This window comes from Kitasatospora sp. NPDC034533 (genome assembly GCF_055575155.1).
Genome location: NZ_JBVITE010000012.1, coordinates 1 through 17,713 on the forward strand (window position 1 = coordinate 1; position 17,713 = coordinate 17,713).

General features: G+C 77.4%; 6 protein-coding genes. 4 read left to right on the plus strand and 2 right to left on the minus strand.

Annotation, left to right across the window (positions count from 1 at the left end; translation table 11 throughout):
- Positions 1 to 141: 141 nt before the first annotated feature.
- Positions 142 to 1,110 (minus strand): JmjC domain-containing protein, encoded by a 969-nt coding sequence (locus ACZ55U_RS11385; protein ID WP_465524916.1) that lies wholly within the window; start codon positions 1,108 to 1,110, stop codon positions 142 to 144.
- Positions 1,111 to 1,530: 420 nt separating this feature from the next.
- On the opposite strand from ACZ55U_RS11385, the gene ACZ55U_RS11390 reads away from it, so the two are divergent.
- Positions 1,531 to 1,731 (plus strand): hypothetical protein, encoded by a 201-nt coding sequence (locus ACZ55U_RS11390; protein WP_465524918.1) that lies wholly within the window; start codon positions 1,531 to 1,533, stop codon positions 1,729 to 1,731.
- 442 nt (positions 1,732 to 2,173) lie between these two features.
- Here the strand turns inward: ACZ55U_RS11390 and ACZ55U_RS11395 are convergent, their stop codons facing one another.
- Positions 2,174 to 3,049 (minus strand): LLM class flavin-dependent oxidoreductase, encoded by an 876-nt coding sequence (locus ACZ55U_RS11395; protein ID WP_465524920.1) that lies wholly within the window; start codon positions 3,047 to 3,049, stop codon positions 2,174 to 2,176.
- Between the two features lie 553 nt (positions 3,050 to 3,602).
- Between ACZ55U_RS11395 and ACZ55U_RS11400 the strand changes: the two genes are divergently transcribed.
- Genes ACZ55U_RS11400 through ACZ55U_RS11410 form a run of 3 tightly spaced genes read left to right on the plus strand, consistent with a single transcriptional unit; the run spans position 3,603 to position 17,664 of the window.
- Entirely contained in the window at positions 3,603 to 9,992 is a 6,390-nt protein-coding gene (locus ACZ55U_RS11400) for an amino acid adenylation domain-containing protein (RefSeq protein ID WP_465524922.1), read from the plus strand.
- A complete protein-coding gene (locus ACZ55U_RS11405) occupies positions 9,989 to 12,991 on the plus strand; it encodes a type I polyketide synthase (protein WP_465524924.1) in 3,003 nt (1,000 codons plus the stop codon). Before ACZ55U_RS11400 ends, ACZ55U_RS11405 begins: the two co-directional genes overlap by 4 nt.
- A complete protein-coding gene (locus ACZ55U_RS11410) occupies positions 12,988 to 17,664 on the plus strand; it encodes a non-ribosomal peptide synthetase (protein WP_465524926.1) in 4,677 nt (1,558 codons plus the stop codon). The genes ACZ55U_RS11405 and ACZ55U_RS11410 overlap by 4 nt, the downstream gene beginning before the upstream one ends.
- Positions 17,665 to 17,713 lie beyond the last annotated feature (49 nt).

A 17,713-nucleotide genomic window follows, 5' to 3' on the forward strand; every position in this document is an offset into this window, starting at 1 on the left:
TCCCTCCCTCCCCCCCCCCCCCCCCCCCCCCCCCCCCCCACCCCTCCCCCTCCCCCCCCCCCCCCCCCCCCCCCCCCCCCCCCCCCCCCCCCCCCCCCCCCCCCCCCCCCCCCCCCCCCCCCCCCGGCCGTGTTTTCCCGCTCAACCGCCCAGCGGCCCCGGTGCGCGAGGGGCGTCCGGCGCCGGCTCGGGGAGCGGTCCGCGCGCGAGGCGCAGCAGTTCCTCCGGGGTCAGCTCGGCCAGGCGCTCGCGGCTGAGTCGCAGCACCTCGGCGGCCGCGGCCAGCAGCTCGGCGGCCGTCCCGGGGCGGTCGGGCAGGTCGCCGGTCCGGGCAGCGCCGCCTCGGTCGCCGGCGCGCTGGTCGCCGGCACCCCGGGCTCCGGAGCCGGGGGAGGTGCCCGCGGCCAGGAACTCGCCGACCGCGGCGCGCAGCCGTCCGGTGCCGACCTCCCGGACGGTGAACGCGAGGTGCACCGACAGTCCCTGACGACCCGTCGCGGTGTGCGGCGCGCCGCGCGGCACGTACAGCACCTCGCCCGGGGCGAGCACCGTGTTTAGCGCCACCGGCCCCGGCTCCGGGGCGAGCCCCGGGCGCCAGCGCCCGTCCGCCGGCGCCTCGTGGACGGTCCACTCCTTCTGCCCCGCGAGCTGCACGACCAGCACGTCGGCGTCGTCGCGGTGCACGTCCAGGCCGCGCCGGCCGGCGCCCGTCGCGAAGCAGAACACCTCGGTGCGGCGGCCCAGTTGGAGGGCGATGTCGGTGGCCAGCGCGCGCACCGGGGCGTACCACTGGTCCAGCTGCGGCAGCAGCAGGGTGGCGCCCTCGGCCAGCAGGGCGGTGATCCGCTCGGGGTCGGCCCAGCCGTCCTCGCGACGCCCGGCCACCGTGCGGGCGGCGCAGAAACGTTCCGGCTCGACGACCTCGCCGTCCTTCACCATCTCCACGTACGGCACCCGCAGCAGACCGCCGTGCAGGACGGCGTCCAGCTCGCCCGGCCGGGGCAGCCCGGCGGGCCACCCGGCGGTGCGGAACACCCGCGGCCTGCGCTCCTCCAGCGCCCCGGCGAACGCGTCGGCGTCCCCCACCAGGTGGTCCAGTACTCGCCCCATCGTTGGTCCCCTCTCCTCGGACGCGCGGTTCGACGTCCCGTTCGGCCGCTCACCGGCGGCCGGCTGTCCCATGACCAACGGATGAACAAGGGGAACCGGTTGAACGACATCCGCCGCCGTGGCGGGAACCGGCCAGCTTGGCCAGCCCGGCGGACCATCCGCCCGGCGCCGCGATCCCGCAGGTCGGCGGGGTCCGCGGCGGGCCGCCCCCGCACACGGAGGGCCGGAGCGGCGGCTCGGCGGACGGAATCCGGTGACAGTGGGATAGATCACACCCGGTCCGGACCGCCCGCCGGGGTGCGCGATTTTCCCCGAACCCGCCCCGGGCGCCGGGCCGCTCTGGCATGCTCACCCGAATGGCAGTGAGCTGCGGGTGACCGTGGCGTCACGGAACGTCACTGACTGGGCCGGAGGCGGGCAATGGAGTACACCATCAGCGCGACGGCGTTCGTCGCGATCCTCATCGTCATGCGGCTGCGCCGCCGCACCGAGGCGCGCAGCCGCGGCGACGAGGCCTTCACGGTCTTCACCGGCGTCGTGTTCGGCGTCCTGATCGCCGCGACCGCCGGGGGCCACGCGATCCGCCAGCTCGTCGGCATCGCCGCCGACGCCACCCACTGAAGGGGCGCCACCCCCGGTTGGGGCGCCCCCCGGGCGGGGCGCCGGTCGGCGCCGTCACCGGCGAGCCCGTCCCCTTCACCGACGCCCGGCGGCGGCCGACCAGCGGCCGAGCCGGGCCGCCGGCGCCCGGGAGGCCCCGCGCACCGGCACCGTGGCAGCGCTCACGCCGGGTCGGTGTGGACCTCCGCTGCCGCGTCCCGGACGTCCGGCAGCGGGTGGCGTCGGCGGCGTGCGCGGCACCTCCCGCCGGGCGGCGGGCCGGCCGCGCTGCTCCCCGGGCCGCCGCCAGGACGACGGCGAACGGGCCGGGGGCGAGCGGGTCCTCGGCGGCCGGCCGGCGGGCGGCCGTCAGGGCGTGCTCGGGAGCCGCCCGCCGTCCTCGGCGGTGTCCGCGCGGCTGTTCGGTGGCGGCCACCGCCGGGGCCGGGCGGTCGGCGACCGGCTAAGGCCTGTCGTCGGACGGCGTGGTGACGGTGTGGTGGAGCCGGGCGATCTCGGCCTCCCAATCGGGGACCGCGCGGGCGGGGACCAGGATGACGTGCTCGACGCCGGCGTCCGCGAACTCGGCGAGGCGCTCGCGCAGCGCCCGGTCGCCGCCGACGGCGTAGACGTCGCGGCTGGTGCAGCCCTGCTTGTGGGCCGAGACCTCGGCGTCCAGCTCGCGCCGGAGCTCGGGGGTGTCGATGACCGGCGGCACGTAGACGAGCTGTACCGCGCGGGTGATGTGCCCGGTGCGGCCGAGGCGCCGCTGTTCCTCGTCGAGGACCGCCAGGCGCCGGCGGTACTCGGCGGGGGTGATGAACGCGGGGACCCAGCCGTCCGCGAGGGCGGCGACGCGCCGTACGGTCCGCTCCCGGCCTCCGCCCAGCCACACCGGCGGCACCCCGGTCGGGCCGCTGCCACCGGCTTCACCGGCGGACTCCCCGGCGAGGCTGCGCAGGCGGCGCAGGATGTCCTCCAGCGCGGCGGCGGCTTCGGCCGGGTCCCGGATGAGGGCCTCGCGGGGGCCGCCGATGCCGAGCTGGGCGACGAACCGGCCGTTGGACCGCCGGTACAGCTCCGTCAGTTCGCGGACCACGGCGGACGGTTCCAGGCCGGCGGCGACCAGGACGTGCGGGCCGAATACCAGGGCGGATGTCCGGCGGGCCACTTCCCGTGCCAGCTCGAGCGGCGGGGGCATGTCGTCCCCGTTGTTGTTGTAGAACCAGAACGAATCGAACCCGTACTGCTCCACCGCGTCGAGCAATTTCCACAAGTGGTCCCGCGTCACGTCATGGCGCAACGAGGTACCGAAACAGAAGCCGAATTGCAGACCCATGAGATCTCCCTGTCGAGATATTGCCTGCCAGTCCTCGGGAAGTGCGCCCATCCGGGCCGGAAGCCGGTTTACCGGGCCACATTAGGTTCTTCAACCAACCTTCGCAAGATCCACAGGTTTCACCCAAATCAACAGTGCGGTTCGCCCCGAAGTGCACCCTTGCGCGGGCCCCGAGGCGGCAGGAACGCCGGCGAAAGCACCGGATTCGGTGACGGAAGGGGCGGGGGAAGGTCTATGTCCGGAATGTCATGTCCCCGGCACCTGCGAGAATGAGACATCCTCTTTACTCGTTCTTGAAAACTTCCCAGGGCGCCTACAGACTCGCCTCATGAACGGACCCCGGCCTGCCGGAGGTCCGGCCCGGGACGCCGGTCCCGAGAGCGCCGACGCACCTCCAGGTCATTTCGCGGCGCCGGCTCCCACCCGCTCGCGGGCGAACCTCTTGTGTTTGCGGGCTCCGTTCCGGATGGCCGCGCAGCCTCATTCTTCTTCTCGACACCCCACTCGGACCACCGGCCGAGTGCCGCCAGCCCGTACGGAAGGGGAAACCGAAGTGGACAGGAGCGACCTGGTCGCGAATTCGGGTCCGGCCGCGGACACCGAATTCGCATTCCCGCTCTCGGCCCCGGAGTTCGGTATCTGGCTCACCTGTCGGGACCAGCCGGAGTCCTTCAACATCCACCGCGTCTGGGAACTGCGCGGGAAGCTCGACGAGCAGGCCCTGAAGGAGGCCGTCGAGGAGACCGTCGCCCGGCACCCCGTGTTCGCCCGCCGGCTCGTCGACGAGGACGGCGTGCCCTCCTGGGTCCCCGGCGCGCCACGGCCGCGATGGACCACGGTGGACACCGGCGCGGCGGCCGGCGCAGCGCCCTGGGCGCCCCTCGGGCGCCACCGGTTCGACCTCAGACGGGACTGCCCCGTCCGCGTCGACCTGTTCCGGCACCGGCCGGACCACCACGTGCTCTCCCTCCTGGTGCACCACATCGCGTGCGACGGGGCGTCACTGGAGAACGTGCTGGTGGACATCGGTGCCGCGTACGGCGCCCGCACCGCCGGCGGGCCCCCCGTCACCCCGGCACCGGCACCGGCACCGGTACCGGAACCGCCCGCACCGACCGAACCCTCCCGCTTCTGGCCCCTCGAACTGGCGGACGCCCAGTGGCCGGAGGCCCTGCCGCGCACCCCGGGCCCCCGGACGGCCGAAGCCGACGTCCTGGTGCTCCCGCTGCCCCCCGACGAGGCCGACGCGGTGCGCGCGGCGGCCCGCCGCCTGCGCGTCACCCCGTACCTCCTGGGACTCGCCGCCCTCTACGCGGCGTTCGCGACGCAGGGCAACGCCCCCGACATCATGGTCGCCACCCCCTTCGCCTCCCGGACACCGGCCACCGTGTCGCTGGTCGGCTGCTTCGCGCGGATGGTCCCGCTGCGCCAGCGGTGGCCCTCGGGCGCCTCCGGCGCCGAGCTCTGCGACGGTGTGCGGCGGACGGTCGCCGAGGCGCTGTCCCACGCGCACGAGCCGATCATCGAGAGCGCGGACCTCTTCGACGCCGCGGCGCCCGGGCTCACCGTCAGTTTCCAGCTGCGGGATCCGCTCCCGGGGCCGGCACTCGACGGCATCACCGTCCGTTCGCTGGACGCCGATCCCTCGACCGGGTCCCCTCCCGCGACGAACGGCCTCACGCGTTTCGACCTCGAATTCGACCTCTGCCTACGGGCGGACGACGCCTCGGTGACGGTGACCCGCCGGATGCGCGGCGGCACGACCCACGCGGCCGCCGCCGACCTGCTCGCCGTCTACCGCCGGGCCCTGCTCGCCCTCGCCCGCGACCCCGGGGCGCCGCTGCCCCGCTCGACGAGCGCGGCGACGCCGTCCCTGATCGTCGCGCCGACCGATCCGTCGGAGCACGCCCAGCCCCTCATGGACCGGTTCGACACCTGGGTGCGCGCACAACCCCGGCGGCCGGCGGTGCGGTGCGGCGACGACCTCCTCACCTTCGCCGGCCTGGACCGCGAGGTCACCCGGCTCGCCACCGCCCTGCGCCGCCACGGCGCGGGCCCGGGCACGGCGGTGGGCGTCCTGCGCGAGCGGGGCGTCGCCCTGGTCGCGTCCGTGCTGGCGGCGTGGCGGGTGCGGGCCCACGTCGTCGCCCTCGACCCCTCCCAGCCCGACTCCCGTCTCGCGTACGTCGTGGCGGACACCGGCACCCGGGTCGTGCTGTGCGATCCCGCGTCGCGCCACCGGCTCGACCCCTCGCTCACCTTCGTCGACGAGACCCCGGAAACCGAGGACACGCACGCCGGGACTGCGGCCACCGAGGATACGCACGCCGGGACCCTGGCCACCGAGGACGCCGCCCGCCCCCACGACCTGGCGTACGTCCTGCACACCTCGGGCACCACCGGCAGCCCCAAGGGCGTCATGGTCGAGCACCGGGGCCTCGCCGTCCTGGTCGACGCGCAGCCGGCCGGCGCCGGGGCCGCCCGGGTCGGCGTCACCGCCGCCGTCTCCTTCGACGTCTTCTTCCAGCAGCTCCTCTACCTCTTCCGGGGCAGCTGCCTGGTGGTGGCCGACCAGGCCACCTACCGCGACCCGCAGGCGCTGGTGGAGTGGGTCGAGCGCAACGACGTGCGCCTGCTCAGCACCTCGCCGTCGATGTTCGCCGCCATGCGCCCCTTCGGCGTGGAGGAGATGCTCCGGCGGACGGGCCTGGAGCTGGACTTCGGCGGCGAGGCGGTCGACGCCACGACCTGGCGCAGGCTGAGCGAGCTGGGTGTCCGGGGATCCAACGGCTACGGGCCGACCGAAGCCACGATCCAGACCACGTGGTGCGGCTTCGACGAGTACGGGACCCCCAGCATCGGCCGGCCCCTCGACGGCACCTCGGCCTACGTCCTGGGCGCCGACCTGCGCCCCGTGCCGGTCGGTTCCCGCGGCGAGCTGTACCTCGCCGGCCCGCTGGTCACCCGCGGCTACCTCAACGCCCCCGCGCTGACGGCCGAGCGCTATCTCCCGGACCCCTTCGCCCCCACACCCGGCGCCCGGATGTACCGCACGGGGGACCGCGTCACCCTCGGCGCCGACGGGCACCTGATCTACCACGGCCGGACCGACCACCAGCTGAAGGTGCGCGGCCAGCGGGTCGACCCGTACGAGGTGGAGGAGGTGCTGCGCGGCATGCCGGGCGTCCAGGACGCCTACGTGGCACGCCGGGGCCCGATCGGGACGGCCGGGCTCCTCGCCTGGGTCACCCCCCGCCGCCCCGGGCCCGCCCCGGTGCCGGGGGAGCTGCGCGGCCTCGCGGCCCGGCGGCTGGCGCCCGCCGCGGTGCCCGCACACATCGAGGTCGTGGACGCGTTCCCGCTCACGCTCAGCGGAAAGGTCGACGAGCGCGCCCTGCCGGCGCCCGCGCCCGTGCGGCCGCCGGACGGCGACGCGAACCCCGTGGTCCGGCTCTGGGCGCTGACGCTCGGCCGCCCGCCCGCCTCGGACGGCGACAACTTCTTCTCCTGCGGCGGGAGTTCACTGGACGCGGCCCGCCTCGTCGCCGAGGTCAACCAGGAGTGCGGAGTGCGCGTCGACCTCGCCTCGTTCTTCGGCGACCCCACACCGGAAGGGCTGCGGCACCTGGTCGCGCGGGCCGTGCCCGCCGGCGGCGAGCGCCCGTCCACGGCGGCGCCCGCCGGTCTGTCGGCCGCTCAGCGGCGGCTGTGGCTGCTGCACCGGGCGGAGCCGGACAGCCATGAGTTCACCGTGTACTGGGCGCTGCGGCTGAGCGGTCCGCTGGATCCCGCGCGGCTGGAGACGGCCTGGCGCGACGTGCTCGCCGCCCACCCCGAGACGCGGCTGCGGGTCATCGACGACGACGTGGCCCCCGGGCGCGGGCAGTGGCCCCTCACGGCGTTCGGCGTGAACGTGCGGGACGTGCCCGGGCACGCCCTGGCGGAGCACCTGCGGCGCGCGGCCCACCGGCCCTTCGACCTGTTCGAGGAGCCCCTGGTCGAGCTGCGGGTGCTCAGGACCGCCCCCGAGGAGCACGTCCTGGTCTTCGTCGGCCACCACCTCGTGCTCGACCGCCGCTCCACGGAGCTGATCACCGAACAGCTGCTGAGCCGGCTGGCCGGCGGCCCGGCGCTTCCGCCCGCCCCGGCGGGCGCCGTCCCCGGGCCCTCGCCCGCCGAGGCCGAACGGCTGCGCCGGTTCTGGGCCGAGGAACTCGCCGGCGTGTCCGCCCACTCGCCCGTCGCCCTCGGCGGGCCGCCCAGGCCGGGCCCGCTCCGGCGCACCGCGGCGGCGGTCGGCGTCCCGCTGGACGCGGCGCAGTGGCGGCGCGTGACGGAGGCCGCGCGGACCCACCGCACCACCGTGCTCGTCCTCGTCCTGTCGGCGTTCGCGGTGACGGCCGACCGGTACGGCGCGGCGGGCGACGTCCTGGTCGGCACCACCATGGACGTCCGGCCGCCCGGCTTCGACGGGGCCGTCGGCCTCTTCGTCAACCCCGTCCCGGTACGGCTGCGCCCCCGCCCCGGCGGCACCGCCGGCGAGGCGGTCGCCCAGGCGCACGAGGCCTTCCTGCGGGCGCACGCGCACCGCGCGCACCCCTTCGACGAACTCGTCCGCGAGCTCGGCCTGCGGTCCGCTCCGGGGCAGGCCCCCCTGTTCCAGGTGCTGATCGACCACGAGCCGCCCGCCACGGCGCCGGCCGCGCCGCCCGGGCTCCGCGCCCACCCGGTGGAGATCCCGCCGGCCATCGCGAAGTACGACCTGGAGATCCTGGTCCGGGAGACGCCCGACGGCGCCCGGCTGGACGTCCTCCACCGCACCGACCGGTGGACGACGGAGCAGGCCGCGCACCTGGCCGAGCGGATCCGCGGCGCACTGCTCGCGCTGGCGGCCGGGCCCGCCGCACCGGCCGCGCTCCCCGCGGCGCTGGACCCGGGGCGCCTCCCCCTGGAGTGGGGGCGGGGCCCGGAGCCGTCGGCGCCGGCCGTCCCGGTGAGCGAACTCGTCGCCCGGATCGCCCGGCAGGCGCCGGACCGGACCGCCGTGGTCGGCGGGGGCGAGCGGATCACGTACGGGCGGCTGCGGGCCGACGCCCTGGACCTCGCCGCCCGGCTGACCGCCCGGGACGCGGGCCGGGGCGCCCGGGTGGCGGTGCTGACCGAGCGTTCCGCGGGCCTGATGACCGCGCTGCTCGGCGTGCACTTCGCCGGTGCCGCGTACGTCCCGCTCGATCCCCGGCACCCCGACTCCCGCATGGCGGCGTGCCTGGCCGACTGCGGGGCCCGCGCCGTGGTCACCGACGCGGCCATGGCCGGGCGGGCGGCGTCGTTCGGGCTGCCGCTGGTCCCCCTGCGCCCGGCCGCCGAGCCGGGGGCCGAGCCTGCCGCCGAGCCGACCGCCGAGCCGACCGCCGAGCCGGGGGACGAGCCGGGGGCCGATCGGAGTGCCGGACCCGCCGACCCCCTCCCGCCCGGACCGCACGACCCCGCCTACGTCATCTACACCTCCGGGACGACCGGGCGGCCGAAGGGCGTGGTGATCGAGCACGGCACGCTGGCCGCCTCCACGGCCGCCCGCCGCACCGTCTACCCGGGGCGGCCGGTCTTCCTGCTGCTCTCGCCCGCGGCGTTCGACTCGGCCGCGGCCGGCATCTGGGGAACGCTGTCGGCCGGTGGCCGCCTGGTCGTCGCGAGCGACGATGAGGTCCGCGACCCCGAGGCGCTTCTCGCCCTGATCGCCCGGCACGAGGTCACCCGGCTGCTGTGCGTGCCCTCGCTCCACGCCCTGCTGCTCACCGCCGTCGAGCGGGCCGGCTCCACCGTGGTGCGGAGCCTGCGCGAGGTCGTCACGGCCGGGGAACCGCTCCCGGAGGAACTGCTGCGGCGCCACTTCGCCGTCCTGCCACGGGTGGCGCTGGTCAACGAGTACGGGCCCACCGAGGCCACCGTCTGGGCCAGTTACCGCCGCTACCACGGGCCGGAGGCCGTCGACATCGGCGGCCCGGTGCCTGGCTACCGCCTCTACGTCCTGGACCACGCCCTGCGCCCCGTCCCCCCGGGGGTCGACGGCGAACTGTACGTCGGCGGCGCGGGCGTGGGCCGGGGGTACGTCGGCCGGCCCGCCGAGACGGCCGACGCCTTCCTGCCCGACCCGTTCGGCGGCGAGCCCGGGGCCCGGATGTACCGCACCGGCGACCGGGTGCGGTGGCAGGCGCCGGGGTCGCTCGCCTTCGTCGGCCGGCTGGACCACCAGCTCAAGATCCGTGGCCACCGGGTGCAGCCCGCCGAGGTGGAGGCGGCGCTGCGCGGCGCCGAGGGCGTCCGGGAGGCCGCCGTGGTCGCCGACGGCGGCGCACGCCTGGTCGGCTTCGTCACCGGCGGCGCGCGGCCGGACGCCGTACGGCGCGAAGTCGCCGAACTCCTGCCGGAGTTCATGGTCCCCGCCGCGGTCCACGGGCTGGAGCGGCTGCCGGTCACCCCCAACGGCAAGGTGGACCGGCGGGCCCTGGAGCAGGAGGCGGCCCGGCTCCGGGCCGCGGCGCTCGCCCGGCCCGCCGGGGACGTGCCGCCCGGCCACGCGGCGGTCACCGCGGCGTGGCGGGAGGTCCTGGGCGTCGCCGACGTCCCCGGCGACGTCAACTTCTTCGACCTCGGGGGGCACTCACTGCTGGTCCCGACGCTTCAGGAGGCGTTGCACCGGCACACCGGCGTCCGGCTGCCGATCCTCGACCTCTTCCGCCACAGCACCGTCGCCGACCTCGCGGCCCGACTGGCCCGGCCGGCCCGGCCGTCCGACGCTCCGGACGGCGCGACAGCCGGCGCGACGGCCGCTCCGCCCGCCCCCGGCGCGGAACCACCGCCCTCAGCCGGTACGCCCCGTCGCCGCCGCGGCGACGCGGCCCGTACGCTCCGCGACCGCCGCGCCCAGGAGGCCGACCGATGAACCGCGACCGTTCCCTCGACATCGCCGTGACCGGCATGACGGGGCGCTTCCCCGGAGCGGCCGATCCGGCCCAGCTGTGGCGGGCCCTGCGCGACGGACGGGTGCTGACCCGGCGGCTGAGCCGGGAGGAGCTGGCGGCCCGTGGCGTCCCCGCGCCGCTCGCCGACGATCCGGCCTACGTTCCCGTCCACGGGGCGCTCGACGATGCCGACCGCTTCGACCACGAGTTCTTCGGCGTCAGCCCCCGCGAGGCCGGGCTGATGGACCCGCAGCACCGGCTGCTGCTGGAGTGCGCCTGGGCCGCTCTGGAGGACGCCGGCCACAGCGTCACGGCCGGCGACGGGCTGCGGACGGCGGTGTACGCGGCCGCCAGCGGCAGCGGTCACCTGCGGACGCTCCTGGCCTCCGGCTCGCTGGCGCCCCCGGAGTTCGAGGAGGCGCTCCTGGTCAACGAACGCGACTTCCTCGCGACGCGCATCGCCTACAAACTGGGCCTGACCGGGCCCGCGCTGACCGTCCTCACGGCCTGCTCCTCCTCCCTCGTCGCGGTCCACCTGGCCGCCCAGGCGCTGAACAACGGGGAGTGCGACCAGGCCCTGGTGCTCGCCGCCTCGGCCAACGCCCCCCAGGCGGGGCACCTCGCCATCGCGGGCGGGGTGATGTCGCTCAGCGGGCACTGCCGGCCCTTCGACGCCTCGGCGGACGGCACCGTCGGCGGCTCGGGGGCGCTCGGCATCGTCCTGCGCCGCCACGAGGACGTGGCGGACGGCCCGCAGCCCCTGCACGGCGTGCTGCTGGGCTCCGCCGTCAACAACGACGGCACCGCCAAGACGGGCTTCCTCGCGCCCTCGGCGGCGGGTCAGGAGCAGGCGATCCGCGCCGCGCTCGCCGCCGCCGACGTGGACGCCGCGTCCGTCGGCTACCTGGAGAGCCACGGCACCGGCACCCGCATCGGGGACCCCATCGAGTGGTCCGCCGCCTCCTCGGTGTACCGGTCGCTGGGCGCCGCTCCCGGCAGCATCGCGGTCGGCGCGCTCAAGGCGACCATCGGCCACCTCGACGCGGCCGCCGGACTCGCCGGACTGGTGAAGGCGCTGCTGGTGCTCCGGCACGGGTACGTGCCCGCGATTCCCGGGCTGAGCCGGGCCAACCCGCTGCTGGAACGGGAGGACTCGCCGCTGTTCCTGCCCACCGAGGCCGGACCGTGGCGGGGCCCGCAGCCGCGCCGGGCCGCCGTGAGCTCCTTCGGCGTGGGCGGGACCAACGTGCACCTGCTGGTGGAGCAGCCGCCGGAGCCGGCCGCCGCGCCGCCCGCCCCGGCGTCCGGGCGGGAGCGGCTGGTGGTGCTCTCCGCGAAGGACCCGCGGGCCCTCGCCCGGATGCGGGAGCGGCTCGCCGCGCACCTGGCGGACGCCGAACCCGCGCCCGCGCCGGCGGACGTCGGCCGCACCCTCACCCGGCGGGCGGTCCTCCCGTACCGCTCCGCGGCCGTGGGCGCGAGCGCGGCCGAGGTCGTGGCGGCGCTGCGGGCCCCGGCCGAGGCGGCCCCGGAGCCCGCCGCGCACGCCGCCCCGGCGCTGCTGCTCTTCCCGGGGCAGGGGACGCAGTTCCCCGGCATGGCGGCACCCTTCGCCGCCGCCCTGCCCGCCTTCGCCGAGGCACTGGACGCCTGCCTGGCCGCCTTCTCCCCCGAGCTCGCCCGCGAGGTGGGCGAGGCGCTGCACGACGCCGCCTTCCCCGCCGGACGGCTCGCCCGCACGGCGCTCGCCCAGCCCGCGCTGTTCGCCGTCGAGTACGCCGCCGGGACGGCGCTGCTCGCCCTGGGCCTGGTGCCGTGCGCGCTGCTCGGGCACAGCCTGGGGGAGGTCACGGCCGCGACCCTGGCGGGCGCGCTCCCCCTCGACGCCGCCGCCCGTCTCGTGGCACGCCGGGCCCTGCTGATGGAGGACTGCGCCCCGGGCGCGATGGTCTCCCTGGCCTGCGGCGAGGCCGAGGCCCGGGCCCTGCTGGCCGAGACCGGCGCCGCGCTGAGCGTCGCGGCGGTCAACGCCGCCACGAGCACCGTGCTCGCCGGGTCCGCCGAGGCGGTGGCGGCCTTCCGGGAGCGGATCGGCGGCCGGTACACGGCCAAGGTGCTGCGGACGACCCGCGCCTTCCACTCCCCGCTGATCGAACCGGCGGCCGAGGCGCTGCGGGGCACACCGACGGCCGCCGAGGTGCGCCCCGCCGCCCTGCCGTGGATCGAGAACACGCAGGGGCAGCTGCTTCCCGAGGGCTCGCTCACCGACCCGGACCACTTCGCCGGGGCCGCCCGCCGGCCGGTGCGCTTCGCGGACGCGCTGGCGACGGCGCGGGCGAAGTTCCCCGACGCCGTCGCGGTCGAGGTGGGGCCCGGCCGGGTGCTGAGCGGCTTCGCGGAAGCCGCCGGGCTGCCCGCCGTCCCGCTGCTGGACTGCGCGCCGCCGGCCGCCACCGCCCCGGCCGCCTCCCCCGGCCGCCCGGTGCTGACGGCGATCGGCCGGCTGTGGTGCTCCGGCCTCGCCCTGGACCTCTCGCCGCTCCAGACCCCCGGGCGCTCCGTCCCGCTGCCGACCTATCCGTTCCACGGCCCGCGCCATCCGGTGCCGGTCGCCCCGGCGCCCGTACCGGTGCCCGGACCACCCGCCGGGTCCGCCGGCACCGGCGGACCGGCCGACCGGCGCGACGGCCCGGCCGGGGAGGCGGCCGACCCCGTCGAGGACACCCCCGCCGGGATCCTCCGCGCCCTGTGGGCCGAACAGCTGGGGGTGACCGACGTGCCCGACACGGCCGACTTCTTCCACCTGGGCGGTGACTCGCTCACCGTGGCCCGGCTGGCGCGCGGGATGAGCCGCCGGTTCGGCGTCGACGTCCCCGTCGCCGAACTGCTGCAAGCCCGGTCCATCGGACTCCAGCACGCGCTGGTGGAGCGCCTGATCGCCCAGCAGATCCTCGACGAGGCCGCGGAGGAGCTCGGATGACCGCCTCACCCCTCGACCGGCTCACCCCCGGGCAACGCGCCGAACTGGCCGCCCGGCTCCGGGGGCGCGGCCCCTCGGCGGCGCCCGTACCGCCATCGGCCGTACCGTCACCGTCCGTACCGTCACCGGCGCCCCCGTCCCGCCCGGAGGCCGTGACCGGGAGCCACCCCCTCTCGGTCACCCAGTACCGGATGTGGCTCGCCGAGCAGGCGTCCCCCGCCGCATCGGCGGCCTACACGGTGCCCCTGGCCCTCCAGCTCACCGGCCCGCTGGACATCGACCGGCTCCGCGCGTGCCTGGACGCCCTCGCCGGCCGCCACCTGGCCCTGCGGGCCCGCTTCGTCCAGGAGGACGGGGTGCCCCGGCAGCGGTTCGACCTGCCCGCCCGCATCCCGCTGGAGGTACGGCCCGTGCCCTCGGGGGCGCCGGAACGGGACCGCGTCCTCGACGCCGAGGCGGCGCGCCCGTTCCGCCTGGACCGGCCCCCGTACGTCCGTGCCGTCCTGCTGGCCCAGGGGCCGGGGCAGCACACCCTCCTCCTGACCTTCCACCACGCCGTCTGCGACGGATGGTCGTTGGGGGTGCTGATCGACGACCTGCTGGACGCGTACGCCGCCGGGGACGGCCCCGGTTCCACCCGCCCCGCGCCGGCCGCCCAGCACCTCGACTACGTCCACTGGGAGCAGTCGCCGGACGGGCGGGCCGCGCTGGCCGCCCACGCCGCCCACTGGGCCCGCGCCGCCGCCCGCGCCGACGACGGGACGGAACTCCCCTTCGCCGTCGACCCGGCCGCCACGGAGCGGGCCGTCCCGAAGCAGGCCGCCACGGAGCAGGCCACACCGGGACGGGCCGCCCCGGAGCAGGCCGCCCGGATGCCGCACGCCGAGCTGACGCTGCCCCCGGACCTCACCCGGCAGGTCCACGAGTTCGCCCGGCGGCACGCCTGCACCGCGCACGCCGTGTGGCTCGCCGCGTTCGCGGCCACCTGGAGCGCGGTCACCGGCGCCCGGACGGCCTCCGTGAGCGTTCCCACCGCCAACCGGTCAGCGGAGCGCTACGACCTCACCGTGGGCGCCTTCGTCTCCGCGATGCCCCTGATCCTGCCCCTGCCGCCCGCGCTGGGCTTCGCCGAGCTGGCCCGGCGGACCGGCGAGCAACTCCTGACCGGCTCGCAGCACCCGACCCTCCCCCTGACCTCCGACGACACCGCCGTACCCGTACCCGCCGCCGCCTTCGTCCTGACCCGCGAGGACAACCGGCCGCGCCCGGCCGGCCCCCTCACGGTCACTCCGCTGCCGGTGCGCGTCCAGGGCGACCAGGGCGCGCTGACCGTGCAGCTGACGGAACACGCCCACACCGCCGTCGTCCGGCTGACCGGCTCCCCGCAGCACTACACCGACGCGGCCCTCACCCGGCTCGGGCGGGCCTACCGGCGCTGCCTCACCTCCGCGCTCGCCGCCCCCCACGCGCCGCTGGCCACGCTGGACGCGCGCGCCCCGGCCGAGCGCGCGGTCATCGCCGCCGCTTCGACGGCGCCGCCCGCGGCCGGGGCCCGCCTGCCCTACGACGCCTTCGCGGACTGGGCGCGGCGCACCCCCGAGGCGTTCGCCGTCGGGGACGCCACCGGCGGCCACCTCACCTACCGGGCGCTGCACGAGCTCACCGGGCGCACGGCGGCCCACCTGTCCCTGGCCGGGGTCGGCCCCGGCTCGGCGGTGGCCCTGGAGGTGCCGGCGGGCGTCGACTACCCGGCGCTGGCCCTGGCGGTCTGGCGGCTCGGCGGCTGGATCATCGCGCTGCGCCCCGACGACCCCGTGGAACGCCGCCGCGCCCTGCTGCGCAGCGCCCGGGCGGACTTCCTCGTCCGCACGGCCGGCGCCCCCGGGCCCGACGCCGACGGGCACGACGCCCCCGGGCCCGACGCCGACGGGCACGACGCCCCCGGGCCCGACGCCGACGGGCACGACGCCCCCGGTGAGGGCGGTGCCGACAGCGGAGCGCCGGGGAGGGCCCCGCGGACGATCCGGCTCCCCCGAGGGGGCGTGCGGGAGCTGCCGGCCACCGGGGCGGTGCCGCCGGTGGCCCGCACGGGCCCGCAGGACCTCGCCTACGCCGTGTTCACCTCCGGCACGACCGGTACGCCCAAGTGCGTCCCGGTGCCGCTGGGGGCGCTGGCCAACGAACTCGCCTGGCGCCGCGAGGCGATCGGCCTCGCCGCCCCCGACCGGGTGCTCCAGACCATTCCCCTGGTCTTCGACCCGTCGCTGTGGCAGTGCTTCGGACCGCTGGTCGCCGGGGCCGGCGTGGTCTTCCCCGGCGTCGACCTCGGGACGCGCCCGGCCGCCCTGGTGGAGGCCGCCCTGGAGCACTCCGCGACCGTGGTCGACGTCGTCCCGTCCCTGCTCGCCGCCCTGGACGACGAGGACCTGCGCCGGCTCCCGGCCCGGGTCGTCTTCTGCGGCGGGGAGGCGCTGCCCTCGGCGCAGGCCGACCGCTACCTGCGCGTCGGCCGCGGTGAACTGCGCAACCAGTACGGGCCGTCCGAGGCCTGCATCGACGCCACCTCCTACCGGTGCGCGGCGGGGGCCGACGACGGCACCGCCCCCGTGGGCCACCCCATCTCCGGCGTGCGCCTGCACATCCTCGACGGCGCGCTGCGTCCGGTGCCGATCGGGGTCACCGGCGAGCTGTACATCGGCGGCACCGGGGTGGCGCACGGCTACCGGGGCCGTCCGGCCGAGACGGCGGCCCGGTTCCTGCCCGACCCGTCCGGCCCCCCGGGCTCGCGGATGTACCGCACCGGGGACCGGGTGCGGTGGAACCCCGACGGAAGCGTGCAGTTCGTCGGCCGCAGCGACAACCAGGTCAAGGTGCGCGGCCACCGGGTGGAGCTGGAGGAGGTCGACCGGCACCTCGTGGACGCGCCGGGGGTGCGGGAGGCGGCCACCGTGGTCGTCGGGGAACGCGTCAGCCGCCTGGTGGGCTTCGTCACCGGCGAGCCCGCCCCGGACCCTGCCGCGGTGCGCGCCCACCTGGCCCGTACCCTGCCGCCGTACATGGTGCCCGGCGAGATCCGGGTGCTCCCGAGGCTGCCGGTGACGGCCAACGGGAAGGCGGACCGCCGCGCGCTGCTGGCGGCGGCGCGCTCCGCGCGCACGGCGGAGGGCCCCGCCGCCGTCCACGACCGGGCGGCCGCCGCCGTGGTGGAGGCGTTCGCGGCGGCGCTCGACCGGCCGGCGGCCACCCTGGACGACCACCTCTACGACCTCGGCGGGGCGTCGCTGGGGGCGGCCCGGATCGCCGCCGCGCTGAGCCGCCGCCTCGGGGTGGAGGTCCCCGTGCGCACGGTGCTGACGCACCCGCTGGCCGCCGAACTCGCCACCGAGGTCCGCACGTTGCTCGCGCAAGCGGCTCCGGAGGCGGAGGCGGCACCGCCCGGCGCCTCCGACGGTTCCCGCACCCCCGAACAGCTCCTGGTGGCCCAGCAGGAGCGGGCCCTGGGACGCCCCGCTCCGCCGATCCCGCTGCTGCTCGGGCTCGACGCCCCCGTGGATCCGCGGGACGTGGAGCGGGCGGTCCGAGCCCTGGTCGCCCGGCACGAGGTGCTGCGGCCCCCGGCCCCGCAGGCCGCGCCCGGGACGACGGAGGAGGCACCGGGAGCCGCCGGACCCGGACGGCACGACCGGTGGCAGCCCTGCCCCGTGGCCCCGCTGCCGGCCCGGCCCGCCCTGGTCCACTGGGACACCGCGCTGGTTGAGCGGCCGCTGCCCGCCGGGTCACCGGGGCTGGAGGTCGTCCTGCTGACCGGGGAGGACGGCACCGTCCGGCACCTGCTCCTGCGGCTGGCCCGCCACCGGGGCGACGGCGCCTCCGTGGGCATCCTCGCCGACGAGCTCCTCACCCTGCTCGCCGGCCGTGACCTGCCGCGGCCGGCCCCGCGCTACAGCGACTACGCCCGTGCCAGGGCCGCCCGCCGCACCGCCCGGCGCGCCGAGCTGGAACGGTACTGGCGCACGAGCCTGGGCCCGGTCCCCCCGGATCCGTTCGCCGGGCGCCGCGTCGGCCCGAGGACCTTCCGCAACCACGGGGTGCGCTCCCTCCTGCCCGCCGACGCGTACGCCCGCCTCCAGCAGGCGGGCCGGACGGCGGGGACGACCACCACGGCCGCCTTCCTCGACGTGCTCGGCCGGATCGTCTCCCGGATCTCGGGCGGCACGTCCACGGCGATCGGCATGCCGGTCTCCCACCGCTCGGCGGCCACCGAGGGATCGCTCGTCGGCCGCGCCGTCGACCTGCTGCCCGTGGTGCTCGGCGCCACCGGGGCCGGCCACGCCCACCGGGCGCTGCTGTCCGCCCTGGACCACGCCGACCTGCCGCTGCTGCACATCGCCGAGCTCACCGATCCGGTCGATCCGGCGCTGCGGCCGCCGGTCTGCGCGGCCGGGCTGGTCGTCCACGGGCAGGAGGAGAACCCGGCCGTGGTGCCGGACGACCTGCCCCACGACACCGTGCCCGAGCACTGGGCGGACCTGGACCTCGTCCTCCATGTGCAACCGACCCGCTCGGGAGGGTGCTCGGTGCTCCTGACCGGAGCCGTCGGCCTCTTCACCCAGGCCGAGCTGCGCGGGCACCTCGCCCGGGCCCTGGCGGAGCTCGAACCCGACCGGAGCTGAGCTCCACCCCAGCCGTACCCCCGCGCGGTGCCTCCCCCGGGCCCGCGCC

Excerpts from the sequence above, each read along its gene's own strand:
- ACZ55U_RS11385 (WP_465524916.1), bottom strand. The coding sequence starts at position 1,110 with ATGGGGCGAGTACTGGACCACCTGGTGGGGGACGCCGACGCGTTCGCC.
- ACZ55U_RS11390 (WP_465524918.1), top strand. The coding sequence starts at position 1,531 with ATGGAGTACACCATCAGCGCGACGGCGTTCGTCGCGATCCTCATCGTC.
- ACZ55U_RS11395 (WP_465524920.1), bottom strand. The coding sequence starts at position 3,049 with ATGGGTCTGCAATTCGGCTTCTGTTTCGGTACCTCGTTGCGCCATGAC.
- ACZ55U_RS11405 (WP_465524924.1), top strand. The coding sequence starts at position 9,989 with ATGAACCGCGACCGTTCCCTCGACATCGCCGTGACCGGCATGACGGGG.
- ACZ55U_RS11410 (WP_465524926.1), top strand. The coding sequence starts at position 12,988 with ATGACCGCCTCACCCCTCGACCGGCTCACCCCCGGGCAACGCGCCGAA.